Raw genomic sequence first — 16,449 nt, 5'->3', positions numbered from 1 at the left:
GACAGCAATTGCATTATTCTGCCTCTCAATTCCTCCTTCTCTTCAGGTGTTCTTGTGCGCCAATTTTCTATGCTCATAATTATTCATTCAAATTGATAGGTTTATTATTGAAATGATTATGTATTTTATCAGGTGTTAGCCAGTTAGGAATAAGAATTTTCTTATCTACTTCTGCTTCACCTTCTGAATCGTTCAATCCATTCAAGGATGCTACGCTTAAAGGCGTGTCCCCATCGGCTGTTTTACGATCTATTTGAATTGTCCCTCTCGCTCTCCCCTTGGATGAGCCAGTTCCACCACCAGCAGCAGTATTAGTAAAATAATGGGCAATGCAAACTAGCCGTTCCTCTGCCTTCCTGGGGTCACTCAGAGATGCTTTTACAAATTTTCTAGCAGGTTCTTTGACAATATCTGAATCAGAATAGTTAGTAAATTCATCAACTAATAATTGTTGCTGCTTCTTATCAGTTTGATTATTAATTCTATCTAGCCAGCGTTCACGGGCATCGTCAAACGCTCCGCTTATTTCTTCCTCACTTTGGGCAACAAGCTGAGGGTTTAGATACTTCCATGCCTTCTTCAAATTATCCCCTGCATGAATGTCTATCAGTTGGTACAGTGGCATATCAAATAAGTATTGGCGAAGCATGATAATTGATGCTGCTAGCGTTGATTTACCGCTACCAGCTTCGCCAAGTACCCAAATAGGCTTTTTATTGTTGATTACCTTCCACAGCCACCCATCCTCATGATTTTTCAATGCTTCAATAATGCTATTTTTTAACTGTTGACTGGATAGCCTATTGCTGTCAAATTTATCATTGATTTCTTGACCTTGTAGCTTAGTAAGTTTCTTTGCTGCTTCTGCTACTGCTACCTGATTTTCAGCGATAGTTTTATCAATCTGGCTATCGTTTAAATCGAATTGCTTGACCGTGGAAGAATGACTTCTATCTTGAATTTCTGATTGTTTCTTAAGTCTGTCTTGTACGGCATCAATAGAAATTTGACCAGCTTTGACCCGTTGCGTATCCCATGACTGATTGATAGCTGTAGCTTTAAATTGTCTCTCGTTTCTTGCAGATACAGTTATTAGTTTAAAATAACTTTTTAGACCTTCTAGTTGCTCAAACTTTTCATCATAATCGGATTTGCATTTATCAGACCAAGCTAAATAAGCACTGCCAGCCAACACGGGGGCTAGTAATAGCCAAGGACTTCCCGATTTATCACCTCTAAACTCTTGAATAGAAAATGATCCCTCTGATAATGGGATAGCTGCTCTAAATTGTTCAGCCTCCCAAACTTCCTTTAATAATCTACGCCGATATCTGCAATATTTACGGTCTAGTTTAGCTTGCGACTCTTCCCGGTTTTTGCGTTTTTTATTAGCTGTCTCAGGACAGAATTTAACAGTTACTTGGGGGAAACTAAAATCATTAATCTGCCCTAGATAGATAGCCGAGGATAACGAGGTAGCTACCCCAAGGGCTGTAATGATGGGTAACAACTTTTTCATAATTTAGCTTTTACCTTTTGCAACAAAAATAATCAAGACAACGGCTGAACCACCCATTACAAAACCTTTTATTGCTTCTTCCTGCTGTTTATTTGAGTAGCTATTAAATTCTTCAATTGCACTATTTAAAACGTTGTATGTTGCTTTAGAATCCTGAACCATCCCGACAAAATTACCGATTGAACTCCAAGCTACAAAAGCACTTGCGAAAACTCCAAATATAAATTTAAATAATTTATCCATGCCTGTTGTCTCCCACTGTCCATCTTTTCTATTTAAATTAAAACTATCTAAGCAATCCCGATTAACAATTTGATTAGTAATTAATGCGAGTGCGACCGCAAGACTAATACCATTAGTCCCCAGGTTTAGAATCAACCATTTACATAATGAATAGCTGCTAATTCCCCAAAAGAAAGTCTCCAGCCCACGTAACACAGAATTATTTTTAGCAATCTTCTTCTCTGCTAACTTCTTGTGTTCTAGGATTGCTTCTATTTGATCAGGGGTAAAACTATCGTCTTGTTCGATTGGGTAATTATTTTTTTCTTCTTCCGTAAAATCGTCAAGAATTTGTTGCATAATGAAAACACGATTTATGTTTTTATCCCCCTACTGACATAGGGGGATTTTTTTAATTAACTGAAGAAGTCTCGCACTCCATCCCACATCTTTTTCAGGGGATTACTAACATACTGCTTGCGAGGTATTAGGCTTAAATCTTTTTGACTGCCGTGTTCTAAAATATGCTGAATCTTTTTATTTTCATAGTCCTCATCAGCTTTTAACTGTGCAATAAAAGGCTTATTAGAGATACCTTCTTGCTGCACTTGAGCGTCAATTGTCTTCATTTGGGCATCAACCCAAGCCTGAAGTTTGATTACGTCCATCTGGTCTTCGTGACGGATAGTTTCAGCCTCTAGGGAAACAAATAACTTTTCCTTGTACTCCTCAAGTAAATTATTAAACTTGGTATTTTCTAAGGTGACATCTGACGCGGCTTTATCAATTGCTAACGCTCCCTTACTGCCTTCCTTATATATTTCTGCTAGTGCTTGATTGTATTGTGTGTTGCCCTGAATATAGGTCTTCAGATGCTCTTTGATAGTGGGCATTGCAAGGGCTAATCTTTCGCCCAACTTGCCCATATCTGCTATCTGAGTAAGCGATTTTTCATCACCCATTGCAGCTTTTACAATTAGTTGATTGGAAATTCCAAACTTTTGATTAGTAGCACGGCTAATATTTTTACCGTAGCCTGTAACGTGGTCTTTGATGTATTTTGCCTTTACCATTTAACACTTCTCCAATGGGATATTTAAGGGACAATAATCAATCAATTTCTTCTCTCTAAGTCGTTGCTCTACTTTTGTGGGCAGATAGTAATATTGCAGTGCTTGAATTATCCCGTTAGTTGCAAGCAGCAGTGATACTAATATGATTCCTCCTGCGAGGATTTGAAATGCATCAGTTTTCTTGCTTGCTGACTGAGAATTCTGCAATTCTTGCCTGTAAGTTGCTGAGAAAGGTTGATTGTGCTTGCTTCCTCTCTGCTAAATTCTTGTCAGCGTTTGTTGTAATCTTCTGCTGTAGCTTCTCCCATTTAGCATTCCTATCAGTAGCCGTTTGATGCAACTCATTAGCCAAGAATTCATCAATCTGGCTATCAATTTGATGTTTGAATGCTATTAGTTCAGATGCCGATTGAAATTCTCTCTCTGCATATTGGATCAATAGATTCTGTTTAATGTCAGACGGTGCATTTTCTATTGCTATCTGTATCAATTCATCGGCATTAGATAGGGTTAATTCTGATGAATTATTTTTTTCATCTAGATGGGTAATTGCACTCTCGTTGGTGTCCTCTCCCAGAGGTGCGATCGCGCTTACTCCCTCTTCCTCTGTTTTTTGCTGGGTAAGGGTTTCAGCTTCTTGATATTGAGTAGCGAGTTGTTCCGTGGTGGGTGCGATCGCGTTTACCAGTTGGGAGCTACGTTTTGATTCTAAGAGTTCTACTCCTGCTATTATTTGGTCAGTATTTACAGCGTCTAAGTCAACAATTCCTAATTGCTCGGCTACTTCTAAGTAGTCAGCTTTAGTAAATCCGTTGATGCCCTTCTTATTTAGGCGAGATTTTACATTGTTGTAGAACTTAGTCATCGTTTCTTCTCCTATTTGGCTACAAGTGCATCAATTGTTTGAACTGCTTTCTCTACTCGTTTGATTTCACGAGATTTGAGGCATTTAGCGGCTTGAAAAGCTACTAAGGCTAAATCGGATGTTGAATACTTTTTCTCATGCCTGTAGGGAATTCCAGCATTTGTAAACCAGTTGTAAACACTCGTTTTGGACACTAGGCTAAGGTCTAATTTTTGGGACAAATCAGCTAAGAACTCAGCACAGGTTGATTGTTTCTTCTGCTGATAATAATGCTGAAATAAATCCCAACACTCTTGGAAACTTTCGCTAGAAATCCTAAAGTTTCTATGGGAGCGTTTCATGTTTGCAATGGTCTTTATAGTCGAAGCTGCATTGTGTGCCTCAACAGAGAAATTCATGAATTGTTTTAGTTGGGAGACAAGGCGATACCAGCTAACATCAGCTATTTTCTTCTGGTATGTCCTTTCATAAAGTTCTTTCAGTCCTCGGTGTTTGGTGCAATATTTTTTACTAGCCATGATTAGATTTCTGGTATCTCCAATCACTTGAATCTGTTCAAAAACTAGTGTAGCATGAAATAAATGCTAGTAGCAGCTACTAGCTCAAAAACATTCAACAGGAATGCAATATGATGGTGAGGAATTTATTTTTATGTAACTAATGACTATTGATAGATATAAATCAAAGCGTGTAACCGTAAATTTTCCAGATGCACTATATGAAAAGATTGCTTTAGCGGCTGAAAGGGAGACTAGAACAGTCTCACAGCAGATTGTACATCTGTGCGGCGAGGCATTTGAAACCAGAGAGAAAAGGGAGGAAGGTAAATAAAAGCACATTTCACCCTATTCCAGGTTCTTGCCATGCTCGAATAGCTTTATTCAAGCAATTGGGTATATCGAGGTGGATTTAGTCAAAGGTTCCGACCTATCAGAAACCTTGAAACAAAAATTAACTATCTTACGTATCGACGGCTAGAACCATTGCCAAGCCTAAATAGTACCCACCTTGGGGTATGTGGACAGATGTTTATCCCTTCCCCTTTACCCCTTGCCCTGCCTTGGTTCTCCCCCAGGTGCGATCGCACCTCTCCCCGACTGGCCGCCGAGCCATCACGGGAGAGATTGCAACATTTAGGCTCTATCTTTGGGGGTCAAAGTGCATCTGAGAATGAAAGATTAGTCAACACTGGTAGTATGGTAGCTACTTTTAAGGATTATTTATTAATAGCAACTAATGGGTGAAACTCTTGCCGTAACGTATTATATGACAAAAGAAAAGCAACAAATTGATGTCAATCTTTTTGAGTCTTGCTATTGTCAATCTGTATTACAAAGCGTAAGATTTAAACAGAGAAATAAGGATTTTTCAAAATGCCAAATAAGCCCAAGAGAACAAATCTCACAGACACCCAAACAAATTTTAGTATCCGGCAACCTGCCTCAGTTGACATAAAAGCTGTAGCCAAAAAAGCCGGGACTACCGTTAATGGCTTGGTACGTGTAGCTCTGCTTGAATATATGGAGCGTAATAAACTCGCTTCCTAGAGTGCGAACGCACCTAACACCGGGTCAGCTTTTTTGATTGTATAAACACGCAAAAAAAAATGACTGACTCCAACCGCCCTTTTGCACAGGCTTTTACAAGGAATCAATCAAGAAAATTTCTAAGGCTAGTATAGCACAATTTAGCCAATCAACTGCAAAGAGAAAGCGAGAGAGAAAGTAAAGCGAGAGAGAAAGTAAAAAATCCTTGTAAAACTGAAAAGCAAAAGGCGATAACCCACCACGATTATCACCTTTCACTATGTCTAATTTTTCAAATATCGAATCAAACGAACGGCAAGCTTCTGCTGCACTAATTATAAATAAAGAAGCCAATAACGGCAAGTCTGAAAGCGCGATCGCACCTTCCAAATATTTACCACCTGCCTACATTCCCACAACCCAGAAGCAAACTTGTACCCATTGCAAAGACACATCAGGTAGGTGCGGAATTGGCATTCCTAACAAGCAGCATAGCCTTTGCTATTCGGTAGCTACGCGAGAGGCAGCAGAGGAAATTGGCAAACAAGGAATTTATCACTTAATTAAATTTAGTGATGAACATGGGTATGCAGAATTCTACAGGAAGGTAGCTGACTGGAAACCATTTGACCCAGTATCCAACTCTTCAATTCTGGTAGATGAGATTGATATTTTACCTGAAGATTACTCAATAACTCCTCTGAGGGATAAAAAACCTTATAGAGAAAATTGGCAGAATGAAACAACTGTAGATAGGGAATTAATAAAATCAGAAATTCAAGACGGGCATTCTGGAATAAACAAGCACGGCGGAGAATACACTATTTATGCTTCAGGATTTGGGCTAAGAACAGGCGACCCTTCAAATGGAATTCTTGCCATTGATGTAGATGGTAGCAGCGCACAACCCGTACTAGAAAAACATAGCGGTGGGGAGCTACCAGAAACAGTAAGCTTTACTTCTGGTAAAAAGGGTAGACAGCAATTACTATTTCAAATCCCAGATGAACATAGAAAACTATTAACCCAATTCACTAAGGCAGTAGTAAATCAAACAGATGATTTAAAATGCAATCCAGGTGAGCAATTAGAATTTCGCTATAACAGGATGCAATCATGTCTACCACCCTCCCGACATCCTGAAACTGGTAGCTATAAGTGGATAAACTCACCAGAAGATATCGAAATTGCAATTGCTCCTCAATGGCTACTTGAACTACTGCCTAAATTAGTAGCTAAGGAGCTAGAAGAAAAGAATAAGAAAGAGAAGAAACAGAAGACTAAAAAGCAATATGATGGTAGCTACGCGATAGGATTTGATGACGTAAACAGCCCATACGATGCCCGGAATTTAATTCAATATTGTGAAGGATATCGGGTAAAAAACAACGACTGGCTAGAAGCTAAATGTCCAGCACACAACGGTATCAGCACAACCTCGTTAACAGTACGCCAAGACAATGGGGCATTCCAATGCTTTAATAATTGCTGTAACAAGGACATCTATAAAAGCCTAATTGAATTAGCCAAAATCAACGGGGTGGTATTCCCTGATAAAAAACAAGACTATCAAAAGACTAAAGAAGAATATTTTGTAGATTATGAGGCGAAACGGAAGAAAGTAGCGCGGCATCACTTCACTAGAGAGCCAAACATATTAGTAAGTGAAGGCTACTTTCCTGATATTAAACTCAAGGACTTACCGCAAGGACTAATAGGAATTAAAGGGGACTGGGGAACAGGGAAGTCACATTTAATAGCAAGCTTAATCAAGCAGTACCCCTATAACAAAGTAGTCCAAATTGGGCATTTAAATAGCCTACTCTTCAATACTTCCGAGAAGTACGGTCTAACGCATCATCATCTAGCCAAAGAGCAGAAATGGGGCTTGATAGGATGTGACAGGCTAGCGATAACTGATATTAGTGTCGGTGCATTATTGAAAACAGAAATTTATCTAGAACAGCGATATATACTTACCCTAGATGAAATTGAGCAAATATTAAATAGCTTAGTCAACAACAAAAACCTTAAGGGTAATTTACGGATGACCTACTTCCGTAAACTTGTATGGCTTATCAGGAATGCAGAGTATCTTATCTTTGCCGATGCTGATTTATCAGATTCAACATTGGAATTCTTAGAAGCAATTAGGAATGCTGAGAAGGTAGATGTAGAACTAGAAAAAACATTTATCATTCATCACACCAAGAAACAAGGATTGGGAAGGAAGATAAAAATTAGTAAGGATAAGGGCGCAACACTTAAAAGGTTATATGAGTCATTAGCAGATGGTCAAAAAACTATTGCAGCATTTGAGAACAAATCAGATTTATTAGCACTTCAAGAGAGTACTTTAAATGATGAATTCCGCAAATCAACAGACATAATTCATGGGGATAATTCACAGGAAGAACAGGTACGAGAGTATATCAAAAATATTGACTCGCTCTACACTGAAAGCGCTAACCTTTGCTATACAGGCACTTTGGGGACTGGCATCGACTTATCAAAACCACACTACGAGAAACGATTCGGCATTTTTACAGGTGATGTATTTGCGGCTAGTGACCAGTGCCAACAATTCTCTCGATACCGTCCAAATTGTGACTCAGAAATTTATTGCGATATCAAAAAACGCAACTTTAAAATTGATGCTGACCAATTAGTGCTAGAGCTAGTCAATAAAAATAATGAATCTAACACTTATTTCTGTGACAATATCAGCCGATTAATCGAAGCAGGACTTTACCCTAACCCTGATGGTAGCTTTAATGAATATGACCAAGCATTTCTCAAACTTTGGGGAGTAATTAACGCTCGGAGTAATGCAAGTAGAGCCAATCCGTATCAGACATTAGTAGACAGGCTAACTGAGGCAGGATATGAATTAGAATTTCTTGATGATTCAGAGGATAAAACAGAGAATGACGGCGTACTTGCATCACAGAAAGCCACAAAGAAAGAACTTAAGGAGAAAGAAGATATTGCTAAGGCAGAGGCGAGAATCCTAACTGATGATGAATATATTGAAGCTATCCGCCAAAAAGGAAACCTTGATAAGCAGAAGCAACGGGAAGTCTTTAAAACCCGACTAGCGAAGACTCTAGGGATACCAATTGACGCAGGGACAATAAAGCTCGAACGCACTCGTAAAATCACCACGGGGCTTACTCTTCTGCATATTCTTCTAACAGATGATGAAAGTGCGATCGCATTTGAGATGCGCGACAGGAAGATAAACCCAATCATTACAGATAGGTCGCATTACCTGAAGAAACGGGAGCTACTTAAGAAGCTTCAAATCCCAGAATTCCTTGCTTATCTTAACGCTGGAAATAACTACAGCAAGAGCAGTGATTGGGCAAAGGCTATCGCAAAGATTGCCAGAGCTAACTACAAATCTATGGATAGCTGGCTAGGTATCAAAATCAAATTTGAGAAGGACAAAGAAGGATTCAAACAGAGTGACACAGAGATTGTGGGATTGATTTTATCCAAACTGGGGATACTGACCACTAATGAAAATAAGCGAGTCGGCGGAGGCTGGGAACGGGAATATGAAATCGATAAATCCTATTGGGAGATAGTTTTTTCAACCATCCTCCCATATATGGATAGTCGCAGGCCGTGCCAGGATGATTATCTGGACAACCAGACCAGCGAAATTTTTGACCCCCCACATCCTGAGAGATATCGCATCCCAAAATTTACAACTAGCGGAAGTGTAGCTGAAAACCTTGCTACATAAGGCTTTTTTGTGACACCCCCTTGCGATTTTCTTTATATCAACCAAAAATCACAAAGGGGTGTCACAAAGAAAAAAGACATTTATCGGTAAAAAACTGGGGGGTGGTGTGGACAACCAAGGGGCAGAAAACGCGATCGCACTTCCCCCGGATCGTAGCTGCCCCCAACTTATTTTGATTGATGCTTCTGGAATAATAATTAATAAAAGGGATAAAACAATGGATGCTGACGAATTAGTTTTGGAGCGACAGCAACAACAGCTAGTAAAAGAATTGGGTCAACTTTTGGAAAAGGAAAATAAACAAAGAGACGACCAATCATCATTAAAATATGCCAAACAGATTGCAAAGAAACTAAGCATCAATTATGGCAGCGCACTATCTTTAATTTTCTGGATTGAAGAACTTCTAGAAATCTATCCTCAAGATAAAAAGCGGATAAATACTTCCGAAGGCACACAGCAACGATTGATTCATCTAGGAAGATTAATAAAAGTTGCTGGAGGGGAGAAAGGTATATCTTTCTGCTGTTCGTTGCTCCCTAATTATGCAGTCGATAATTTCACCTCGCTTGTAGATATGAGTGATGGTTGGCGGAAGAAAAAATGTGTCATTGAGGAGGATGATTGAATACCCTATTGTTTCTGCGATATGTGCAGCATTGTTTGACCTGTGTAGTATGGTCTTAATCCATACTGTGCGGCTGTTTCACTTCAATGTCGTCAAAACTCCATTTCCCGATATTCTCCCCAACTGGTGACAGCATAGACAATGCCGCCGCCGCCCCTAACACCTGAGCGTCTGTCACTTCCAAATAACGCTGCAACTGTTCCAAATTCCGATGTCCACTAATCTCCTGTATCACCCTCAAGGGAATACCAGCATTACTCATCTGGGTTAAAGCGGTACGCCTGAAGCTGTGGGTAGACACGCCAATTATCCCGGCTTGTTTGCAAGCTCCTCTCAAAATCCTAGAAGCTGAGTCTTCGCTGATGTGTCCATCACTGCGACCGGGGAACAGGTAAACATCCCCTGCCAGTGGGTAGTATTCAACCAGTAACCGCCGTAGGTCTTCAATTACTGGTATTGACCTAGTAGCCAGCTTCCCCTTCGTGTTTGATTTCCTAATAATCAGCCTGGGTCTGACACTGCCCTTGGGTGTGTAGATGTCTTGGGTGAACAGGGTACAGCATTCGCGGATTCTACAGGCACTGAATAGGCAGACACCGAACAAGGTCTTATCACGATCGTTGTCTAACCCATGACTGAAAATTAGCTGTATCTCTGACTGCGTTAGAACTTTGGCGCGTCCGTGTCGATTGATTTTCATCGCGTCTGTGTAGACCCTACGATCCACAGCCTACAACCTTTTTGACCTCATATTAACCCCAAAAGTGGTTGACCAAGATTAGTGAGTGGCAACTGTGGATGTGTTGACGGTGTATATACATGGTGCTATATTAAAAAAGTACGATAGAACTAGGAATAATTTAGAGATGCTTACCAGTTCTAAATTGGATAATCCTGGTCGTGACCAGGTAATTAACATCAGAGTTCAACAAATACAACGGGATTTAATTGATCACGCAGCAACAATTCTAGGTAAAACTCGTTCTGATTTTATGTTAGAAGTGGCTTGCCGAGAAGCAGAGAATGTTATCTGTGATAACACTTTCTTTGCTTTAGATGAGGAAAGATATCAAGAGTTTATGGCTATTCTAGATTCTCCTCCTAAAGTAGATGAAGAACTGCGTAAGTTCTTAACAACTAAATCTCCTTGGGATTAATAATGGAACAAACAAAAATTATTAACCCTCCTCAGCCACTTACTTCTGAGCATGATGTATCAGATTTTAATTGTAAATCAGATGCTTTGAACGTGTGGCTGAAGGAGAAATCATTAAAGAATGAAGGAGATACTGCCAGAACTTATGTGGTAACTGTTGAAAATAAAGTAATTGGCTATTATTGCCTAGCTACTTCTTCAGTGGCGCATATACAAGCTACTAGAAATGCTAAACAAAACGCACCAAACCCTATACCTTGTATGCTAATTGGTAGATTAGCTGTTGATATCAACTGGCGAAAACAAGGTATAGGGTCTGGTTTACTTAGAGATGCTATTTTTCGTACTTTGAGAGTAGCTCAAATTGCAGGTATAAGGTGTATTTTAGTTCACGCCCAGGACGAAGAAGCTAAAAAATTTTACTTAAAACATAAATTTCAGCCATCACCTATAGAACCATTAACATTGATGCTAAATTTAAGTTCTATCATCAAAAATCTCGCTGAATAAAAAAAAACAAGCTATATTCCTTAATATTCACTTTACATTCATTGTAATTAACCACAAAATCCCTATCAGGGATTAAAATAATCAACACGGATGCAAACGATCGCCCTCCAGAGGTGTTCGTTTGCATTTTGTTGTGCATCTAGCCATCGTTACGCACTTTCGCTCTCTTTTTGTTCTACTGTTTCTTGCATTTCTGCTTCTACAATATGTCTTTCTAATTGTTTGGTAAAAAGCTCTGTTTCCCACTTAATTTTTTTCATCGCAGTGAGTATCAGTTCTTTTACATTTTCCTGTGTTGATGTGTGGAGAATTTCTACTACTAATCTTTGAAGAATCACTGACGTATCTGCAACAAGAGGGCGTTCGAGTAAAGCCTTCTTAATCCCATGTTCTTGAGGTTTTATCCTCTCATAAGCTGCTAAACCATCAGTATCTCTAACAATTACCTTTTTTCTATTCTTTAGTAACCTCATTAACTTACCTTTTCCACTCCCATAACTCCATCTCCCCCTTGACTGATTAATTTCTTGCATCGGTTACACTTCCCTTTCTCTTATTCGGCAGTAAATAGATAATTCCCCAAATCAAACGCAACCATATCTTTCCTAAAAAAAACGCGATCGCACTTCCCACCCAGCTACCCCCCCGTTTTGGGGGATTGAACCTCGTGTTTCTCAATTTAATCAGTTTGTTCCCTCGAAACAGGGAAGAATAATAGTAGCTACCCTATGGATATTAAAAAAATATTATGAACTTCTCCGAACTAAATAAAGAACTGCTCGAAATTGAAAAACGAATCCAAAGAATGAATGAGGCTACTGCTTTGTTGAAAGCAGAGCGAGAAAAGGAGCTTTCAAAGCCTATACAACAACCAATTTCTCAGCCTATTATTGAAATTGATACTCCCTCTCCACCTCCACCCAAAACACACGAAGAAATATTGAAGATGGTAAAAAGTGGAGACTCCATCGACTCTATCTTGTTACGTTTTCAGGGTGAGTAAATGCCCAAGAAGAAAAGAGAATTAAGTCCCGAAACTATCGAAAAACTTCAGGGACTTAAAAGGGAATCTGAGAGTAGTCCCAAAGTTTTACAATTCAAGTTTCCTCCTTTCTGTGACCTTGAAGAAGTACGAAGGCAGAAAGCAATAAAAAGGCAGTTAAAACTTGAGAAAAAGAATCTTGAGAAATTAAATCCTGAGAATAAGAAAACAACCTCGGTAGCTACCCAGTCATCCTGTGAAATTAAAGATTATTGCGTAGCTCCCACGGGGGAACAAAAGCCTTATAAGAAAGGCTGGGATTATGCACGAGCGCAAGCAGCGAGGCAACGAATAGCTATTAGTAAGCCGTGGATTTATAGCACCGGGGCAGTAACTAAGCTGGGCAAGAGGATAGTATCAAGAAATGCCTTGAAGCACGGGCTATATTCCAAAGTGTTGCAGTCATCAACTTTGGAATATATAGAATTCTCCGTAGCTACCGCAGACATAGAACGTGAAGAGGATATTAATGATACCTCAAGTGGAGAGAACGAGGACGACTGAAAAGGCTAGACCCTATATGGTACAATACTTACAGGGATTGTGAAGACTGAATAAAGATGGTATCATTAGGAAAGCCAGCGCTTCTTAACAGCGCTGGCTTTGTACATTTTATTCGGATAAAATCATGACCATTCTATCAAATAATTGCCCTGCAACTACCAGGGCGATGACTTGTCATGCTCCCTATGCCTACGCTTTGGCACTAGGAGAAAAACGAGAGGAATATCGGTATCGAGAGACTAAATACCGTGGATGGATATTTTTTCATTCTGGGCTTTCAACGGCATCAGACTATGCTTTTGAATATCTCGATATGTCAGCCAAGGATGCAAAACGAGGCTACATAATTGGCGCAGGATATCTAAATGATTGCTCAAAATCAGGCAACTGCTACGCCTACGAATTCCTCACCCCGGTACTCTTTGAAAATGCCTTGAAGATAAGAGGAAAACAACAAATACTATGGCTACCTGTTGATAGCAATGAAGTAGCTGTATTCAAGTCGGCATGGCAGATTTTACAGACGATGATTCATACTGCCAAGTAATTTCAATGGCATTCTAGGGCATTCTGGAGGGGCTATTCTGGCATCCTTGCCAGTCTAGAAGCCTAGCAATTCCCTAAAATCAGAAGTGCGATCGCATTCTCTAAATTACCAACAAGAGGAAATGCGATCGCGCTTTCTAAGATCCCATCCCAATGGGCAAATCAGCAAGTGTTGAACGATAAGAAACCTTTTTTATCAGAACGTCGAAATTAACTAAAAAAGTTTTTATAGAATGAGCATCTAAACATTTTACAGTTTTAATGTCAAAATCTTCTGAAAAAACAGAATCAGGATGAAAATCTATTATCACTTTATCCATCTCTGAAAAATCAAGTTCTAGTGTTAAAACAGTTTCCCAAGAGTTTATTCTTTGGAGATATAGTCGAAGCCTGTTTCCCGAACTCGATTTTTCTGCCTTTACTAGCTCTAAGTCATGTGAAGTCGTTATTCCGTAAATTTCTTTTAAAAATTTATCTCTAAAATTTTCGTAGATAGGTTGACTGAATTCAGCATTCATCACTTTAAGCACCCAAATAACTATTCGTAGCTATCTTGGCACAGGCTCGTTTAATATGGTTGTACAGCAAGTTAAGATTTTGTTACAGACAGCCTTTTAGTGACTTAACCTTATATAACCCCAAAAACACGTTCCAAAAAAAATGCGATCGCACTTTCCTAGACCGCATATTAATAGTAGTTGATTGCTTTATTAATTGATGCCAATGCTCATCAATCTTTGTCGGATATTCGCCGCGTACCACTGACCACCCTTTGAGGTAGTCAGCCCTAATTCGTTCAGTCTATCAGCAATTTTGGAATAGCCCAATCCCTCACCCCGTAGCTGTTTCGCCAGTGCGATCGCATCTTCCGAATTTGCCCTAGCCTTTGCTACAGAAGCCGTTCTTCCCGCCTTACCCAATTCAAATCCCTGCTCCCGTTTCACTGCCAAGGCTGCACGGGTACGCTCACCTATTTGTTTTCTTTCTTGTTCTGCCAGCATTGCCCAAATGTAAATTTCCATTTGACTCATTTTAGGCGATGAAGCTATTAATAAATCGGGCGTTTCCTTACCCCACATATATTTTTGGGTAAAGCCACTGACATGATACATTTCACGACTGAAGCGGTCTAGTTTAGCTACTAAAATCTTCGATCCATTCATTTGTGCTAATGTCACGGCTTGACAGAAAATAGGTCGTTCTTTGGGGTCTGCCTTGCCGCTAATTGTCTCGGAGAATTCGCCAATAATTTCTAGATTTAATTGTTGGGCTACTTGCCTGCACAAGTCTAATTGTGCTTCCAGCCCTAGCCCCGATTTCTCTTGTTGATCAGTGGACACTCGACAATAAATTACCACCGTGTTTGTGTCAATTATTTTTGATTTTCTTGCTGTAGCCATACTTTTATAGTGTCCTAATGCCCCTTTGACCACTATAGGATGCTATGAATGCCGGAAAATAGAAGATTTGATGAATTTTGTATACACTTGTACACAGCAGTAAACAAAGGTATACAGCTTATATACAGATGCTTGCAGCCGTAAACATTGCCACCTATAATATGATTTGTACACAAGTTGCACACAATGCTGTAAACAATGGAAAGCAAGACTTTTTCTATTAGACTGTATAACCCTGAAATCGACCTACTGCAAGCATTCCAAGAATCAGATGAAAGCCTCAACCAAACAATTGCACGGCTAGTAAGGGATGCAATAGGGGCAAAGCCTGTAAACAAGCCTGTACACAATGCAAACATCAAAGAATTAATAACAGAGAAGATTGACCAAGCAGTAAGTGCAAGGACGATTGACCGCGAACTAATTAGAGATGAAATTGATAATAGGACGGCATATCTAGCCACAGCAATGAACGAAGTGAAAAGCCAGTTAGAGAATGAGATTGAGTTTTTAAAAACTAGGGTCAAATTTTTGGAACAAAATCAAGGAGAAAGGCTAGAGTCTCCCCCGGTCATAGGGGAAATGACAAACCAAGATGCCATTTCCCCTATGCTCCAAGACAAAGAAGATGCGATCGCACCTGAACTGACAGAGGAAAATGTAATTTCTCCCCAGGCAGGCAAGCAATTATCAAAAGATGAGTTGCGAACTGAGGCAAATACTATTTATACAAGATTAAAAAGGAAAGGATTAAAAATAAGTGCAACTATTATCAAAGAGAAAATTTTAGAGATGTACCCCAACTCTGATGATTGGATATCAGATGATGCACGGAAAGATGTAATCAAAGTTTTAGAGAAAGAACATCAAGGTGGTACGATTCAGCAAGATTGGAAATCAAAAACCGCTACCTTCTTAGATGGAATCAGCGAACAATGGGAGAAATAAATGATATCCGTATCAGTGCCACTTCTGAGGATTTGGAGCGTTGGCAATGGCTGTTTGAGGAGATGGAGAAAAGAGGGTTAATTACTGTCTACGAAACTAGTAAAAACTATCCTAATAGAGGAGACAGCAAGCTCTCAAGGAAATATTTTAAGATAAAACTGAACGCAGAAAAGAATCCTGATAAATAAAAATGAGACTAACCATAAAATACATTCAGCAGAGAATAAATCATACAGGCTATCGAATTGTGAGGAACAAAGGAAGCTATAGCTACGAGAATTTTCACGAATATAGGCTTTATGTATCAGATAAAAAATTGGAGGGTTTTAATAATCTTTATAGCTTATATATCTACGCTGTTCGCCGATATCATCAGTATTGGTAAAATACAAAAAAGCTGGCTGAGATATGCCAGCTTCTTTATGTTCCCCAGGTGAAATCGCACCTTACTACTTAATTTCAAAGTTTAATAATCCGCTTTGCTATATGGGCGATAGCAGGCTGTTATCTTATTCTCTTCATTCTCGACATAAATAATGCTTCTAAAGTAGGGACTGTTTACTTTGTAGTATGAATATTTTCCCCGTGCTGGCAAGTTAAATCGAAATACTTCTTCTAAATGAATTAATCGATCCAACTCAAAGCAAACATGGCTTATGCCCAATTCTTGCTCAATCTCCTTATAATTTCTGGGTTTATTGTCTGACAGCAATTGCATTATTCTGCCTCTCAATTCCTCCTTCTCTTCAGGTGTTCTTG

Annotated in this window: 22 protein-coding genes; 12 read left to right on the top strand and 10 right to left on the bottom strand. The window is 39.4% G+C overall.

Going from position 1 to position 16,449, the window contains the following annotated elements:
* Window positions 1-79: 79 nt before the first annotated feature.
* The 5 genes from HWQ37_RS16390 to HWQ37_RS16370 all read right to left on the bottom strand — a co-directional run bounded on the left by HWQ37_RS16390 (window position 80) and on the right by HWQ37_RS16370 (window position 4,197).
* Complete coding sequence (locus tag HWQ37_RS16390; RefSeq protein WP_292748695.1) at window positions 80-1,519, bottom strand: ATP-binding protein; 1,440 nt, start codon at window positions 1,517-1,519, stop codon at window positions 80-82.
* A gap of 3 nt (window positions 1,520-1,522) precedes the next feature.
* The gene (locus HWQ37_RS16385) at window positions 1,523-2,101 is read right to left on the bottom strand and encodes a hypothetical protein (RefSeq protein ID WP_292748694.1); all 579 of its coding nucleotides are present in this window, start codon (window positions 2,099-2,101) and stop codon (window positions 1,523-1,525) included.
* Between the two features lie 56 nt (window positions 2,102-2,157).
* The gene (locus HWQ37_RS16380) at window positions 2,158-2,814 is read right to left on the bottom strand and encodes a hypothetical protein (protein ID WP_292748693.1); all 657 of its coding nucleotides are present in this window, start codon (window positions 2,812-2,814) and stop codon (window positions 2,158-2,160) included.
* Between the two features lie 172 nt (window positions 2,815-2,986).
* The gene (locus HWQ37_RS16375) at window positions 2,987-3,679 is read right to left on the bottom strand and encodes a hypothetical protein (RefSeq protein WP_292748691.1); all 693 of its coding nucleotides are present in this window, start codon (window positions 3,677-3,679) and stop codon (window positions 2,987-2,989) included.
* Window positions 3,680-3,690: 11 nt separating this feature from the next.
* The gene (locus HWQ37_RS16370; protein ID WP_292748690.1) at window positions 3,691-4,197 is read right to left on the bottom strand and encodes a hypothetical protein; all 507 of its coding nucleotides are present in this window, start codon (window positions 4,195-4,197) and stop codon (window positions 3,691-3,693) included.
* A gap of 142 nt (window positions 4,198-4,339) precedes the next feature.
* On the opposite strand from HWQ37_RS16370, the gene HWQ37_RS16365 reads away from it, so the two are divergent.
* The 5 genes from HWQ37_RS16365 (at window position 4,340) to HWQ37_RS16345 (ending at window position 9,584) form a co-directional block, all read left to right on the top strand.
* Entirely contained in the window at window positions 4,340-4,510 is a 171-nt protein-coding gene (locus HWQ37_RS16365) for a ribbon-helix-helix domain-containing protein (protein WP_292748689.1), read from the top strand.
* A gap of 194 nt (window positions 4,511-4,704) precedes the next feature.
* Window positions 4,705-4,923: a hypothetical protein gene (locus HWQ37_RS16360; protein WP_292748687.1), complete on the top strand. Its 219-nt coding sequence runs from the start codon at window positions 4,705-4,707 to the stop codon at window positions 4,921-4,923.
* Between the two features lie 129 nt (window positions 4,924-5,052).
* Entirely contained in the window at window positions 5,053-5,226 is a 174-nt protein-coding gene (locus HWQ37_RS16355) for a hypothetical protein (RefSeq protein WP_292748686.1), read from the top strand.
* Window positions 5,227-5,485: 259 nt separating this feature from the next.
* On the top strand, window positions 5,486-8,956 hold the full coding sequence (locus HWQ37_RS16350; RefSeq protein WP_292748685.1) for a plasmid replication protein, CyRepA1 family: 3,471 nt from the start codon (window positions 5,486-5,488) through the stop codon (window positions 8,954-8,956).
* Window positions 8,957-9,014: 58 nt separating this feature from the next.
* Window positions 9,015-9,584, top strand: a complete 570-nt coding sequence (locus HWQ37_RS16345; protein WP_292748684.1) for a hypothetical protein — start codon at window positions 9,015-9,017, stop codon at window positions 9,582-9,584.
* Window positions 9,585-9,639: 55 nt separating this feature from the next.
* On the opposite strand, the gene HWQ37_RS16340 is transcribed toward HWQ37_RS16345, so the two are convergent.
* Window positions 9,640-10,284, bottom strand: coding sequence for a tyrosine-type recombinase/integrase (locus HWQ37_RS16340; RefSeq protein ID WP_292748696.1), 645 nt, complete (start codon window positions 10,282-10,284; stop codon window positions 9,640-9,642).
* A 166-nt stretch (window positions 10,285-10,450) separates the two neighbouring features.
* Here HWQ37_RS16340 and HWQ37_RS16335 point away from each other — a divergent pair, with 166 nt between their 5' ends.
* Both HWQ37_RS16335 and HWQ37_RS16330 read left to right on the top strand, forming a co-directional pair.
* Window positions 10,451-10,741, top strand: coding sequence for a type II toxin-antitoxin system TacA family antitoxin (locus HWQ37_RS16335; protein WP_292748683.1), 291 nt, complete (start codon window positions 10,451-10,453; stop codon window positions 10,739-10,741).
* A gap of 2 nt (window positions 10,742-10,743) precedes the next feature.
* Window positions 10,744-11,250: a GNAT family N-acetyltransferase gene (locus HWQ37_RS16330; RefSeq protein WP_292748682.1), complete on the top strand. Its 507-nt coding sequence runs from the start codon at window positions 10,744-10,746 to the stop codon at window positions 11,248-11,250.
* A gap of 149 nt (window positions 11,251-11,399) precedes the next feature.
* Here HWQ37_RS16330 and HWQ37_RS16325 read toward each other — a convergent pair whose 3' ends face one another.
* The gene (locus HWQ37_RS16325) at window positions 11,400-11,783 is read right to left on the bottom strand and encodes a hypothetical protein (protein WP_292748681.1); all 384 of its coding nucleotides are present in this window, start codon (window positions 11,781-11,783) and stop codon (window positions 11,400-11,402) included.
* A 215-nt stretch (window positions 11,784-11,998) separates the two neighbouring features.
* Here HWQ37_RS16325 and HWQ37_RS16320 point away from each other — a divergent pair, with 215 nt between their 5' ends.
* The 3 genes from HWQ37_RS16320 to HWQ37_RS16310 all read left to right on the top strand — a co-directional run bounded on the left by HWQ37_RS16320 (window position 11,999) and on the right by HWQ37_RS16310 (window position 13,343).
* The gene (locus HWQ37_RS16320; RefSeq protein ID WP_292748679.1) at window positions 11,999-12,253 is read left to right on the top strand and encodes a hypothetical protein; all 255 of its coding nucleotides are present in this window, start codon (window positions 11,999-12,001) and stop codon (window positions 12,251-12,253) included.
* On the top strand, window positions 12,254-12,796 hold the full coding sequence (locus HWQ37_RS16315) for a hypothetical protein (protein ID WP_292748678.1): 543 nt from the start codon (window positions 12,254-12,256) through the stop codon (window positions 12,794-12,796).
* Window positions 12,797-12,920: 124 nt separating this feature from the next.
* Entirely contained in the window at window positions 12,921-13,343 is a 423-nt protein-coding gene (locus HWQ37_RS16310) for an ASCH domain-containing protein (RefSeq protein WP_292748677.1), read from the top strand.
* Window positions 13,344-13,479: 136 nt separating this feature from the next.
* Here HWQ37_RS16310 and HWQ37_RS16305 read toward each other — a convergent pair whose 3' ends face one another.
* Together HWQ37_RS16305 and HWQ37_RS16300 are read right to left on the bottom strand one after the other, a co-directional pair.
* Window positions 13,480-13,863 (bottom strand): hypothetical protein, encoded by a 384-nt coding sequence (locus HWQ37_RS16305; RefSeq protein WP_292748676.1) that lies wholly within the window; start codon window positions 13,861-13,863, stop codon window positions 13,480-13,482.
* A 189-nt stretch (window positions 13,864-14,052) separates the two neighbouring features.
* Window positions 14,053-14,742 carry a recombinase family protein gene (locus HWQ37_RS16300; RefSeq protein WP_292748675.1) on the bottom strand — a complete coding sequence of 230 codons (690 nt, stop codon included), beginning with the start codon at window positions 14,740-14,742 and terminating at the stop codon, window positions 14,053-14,055.
* A gap of 198 nt (window positions 14,743-14,940) precedes the next feature.
* On the opposite strand from HWQ37_RS16300, the gene HWQ37_RS16295 reads away from it, so the two are divergent.
* A complete protein-coding gene (locus HWQ37_RS16295; RefSeq protein ID WP_292748674.1) occupies window positions 14,941-15,690 on the top strand; it encodes a hypothetical protein in 750 nt (249 codons plus the stop codon).
* Window positions 15,678-15,878 carry a hypothetical protein gene (locus tag HWQ37_RS16290; RefSeq protein WP_292748673.1) on the top strand — a complete coding sequence of 67 codons (201 nt, stop codon included), beginning with the start codon at window positions 15,678-15,680 and terminating at the stop codon, window positions 15,876-15,878. Before HWQ37_RS16295 ends, HWQ37_RS16290 begins: the two co-directional genes overlap by 13 nt.
* 278 nt (window positions 15,879-16,156) lie before the next feature.
* Here the strand turns inward: HWQ37_RS16290 and HWQ37_RS16285 are convergent.
* A partial coding sequence (locus HWQ37_RS16285; RefSeq protein ID WP_292748672.1) for a hypothetical protein occupies window positions 16,157-16,449 on the bottom strand: 293 nt, incomplete at its 5' end.

Origin of the sequence: Nostoc sp. NMS4 (genome assembly GCF_017115095.1) — a bacterium.
In the GTDB taxonomy this organism is placed as follows: Bacteria; Cyanobacteriota; Cyanobacteriia; order Cyanobacteriales; family Nostocaceae; genus Nostoc.
The sequence above is the reverse complement of the archived record's forward strand: the minus strand, read 5'-3'. Positions and strand labels throughout refer to the sequence as shown.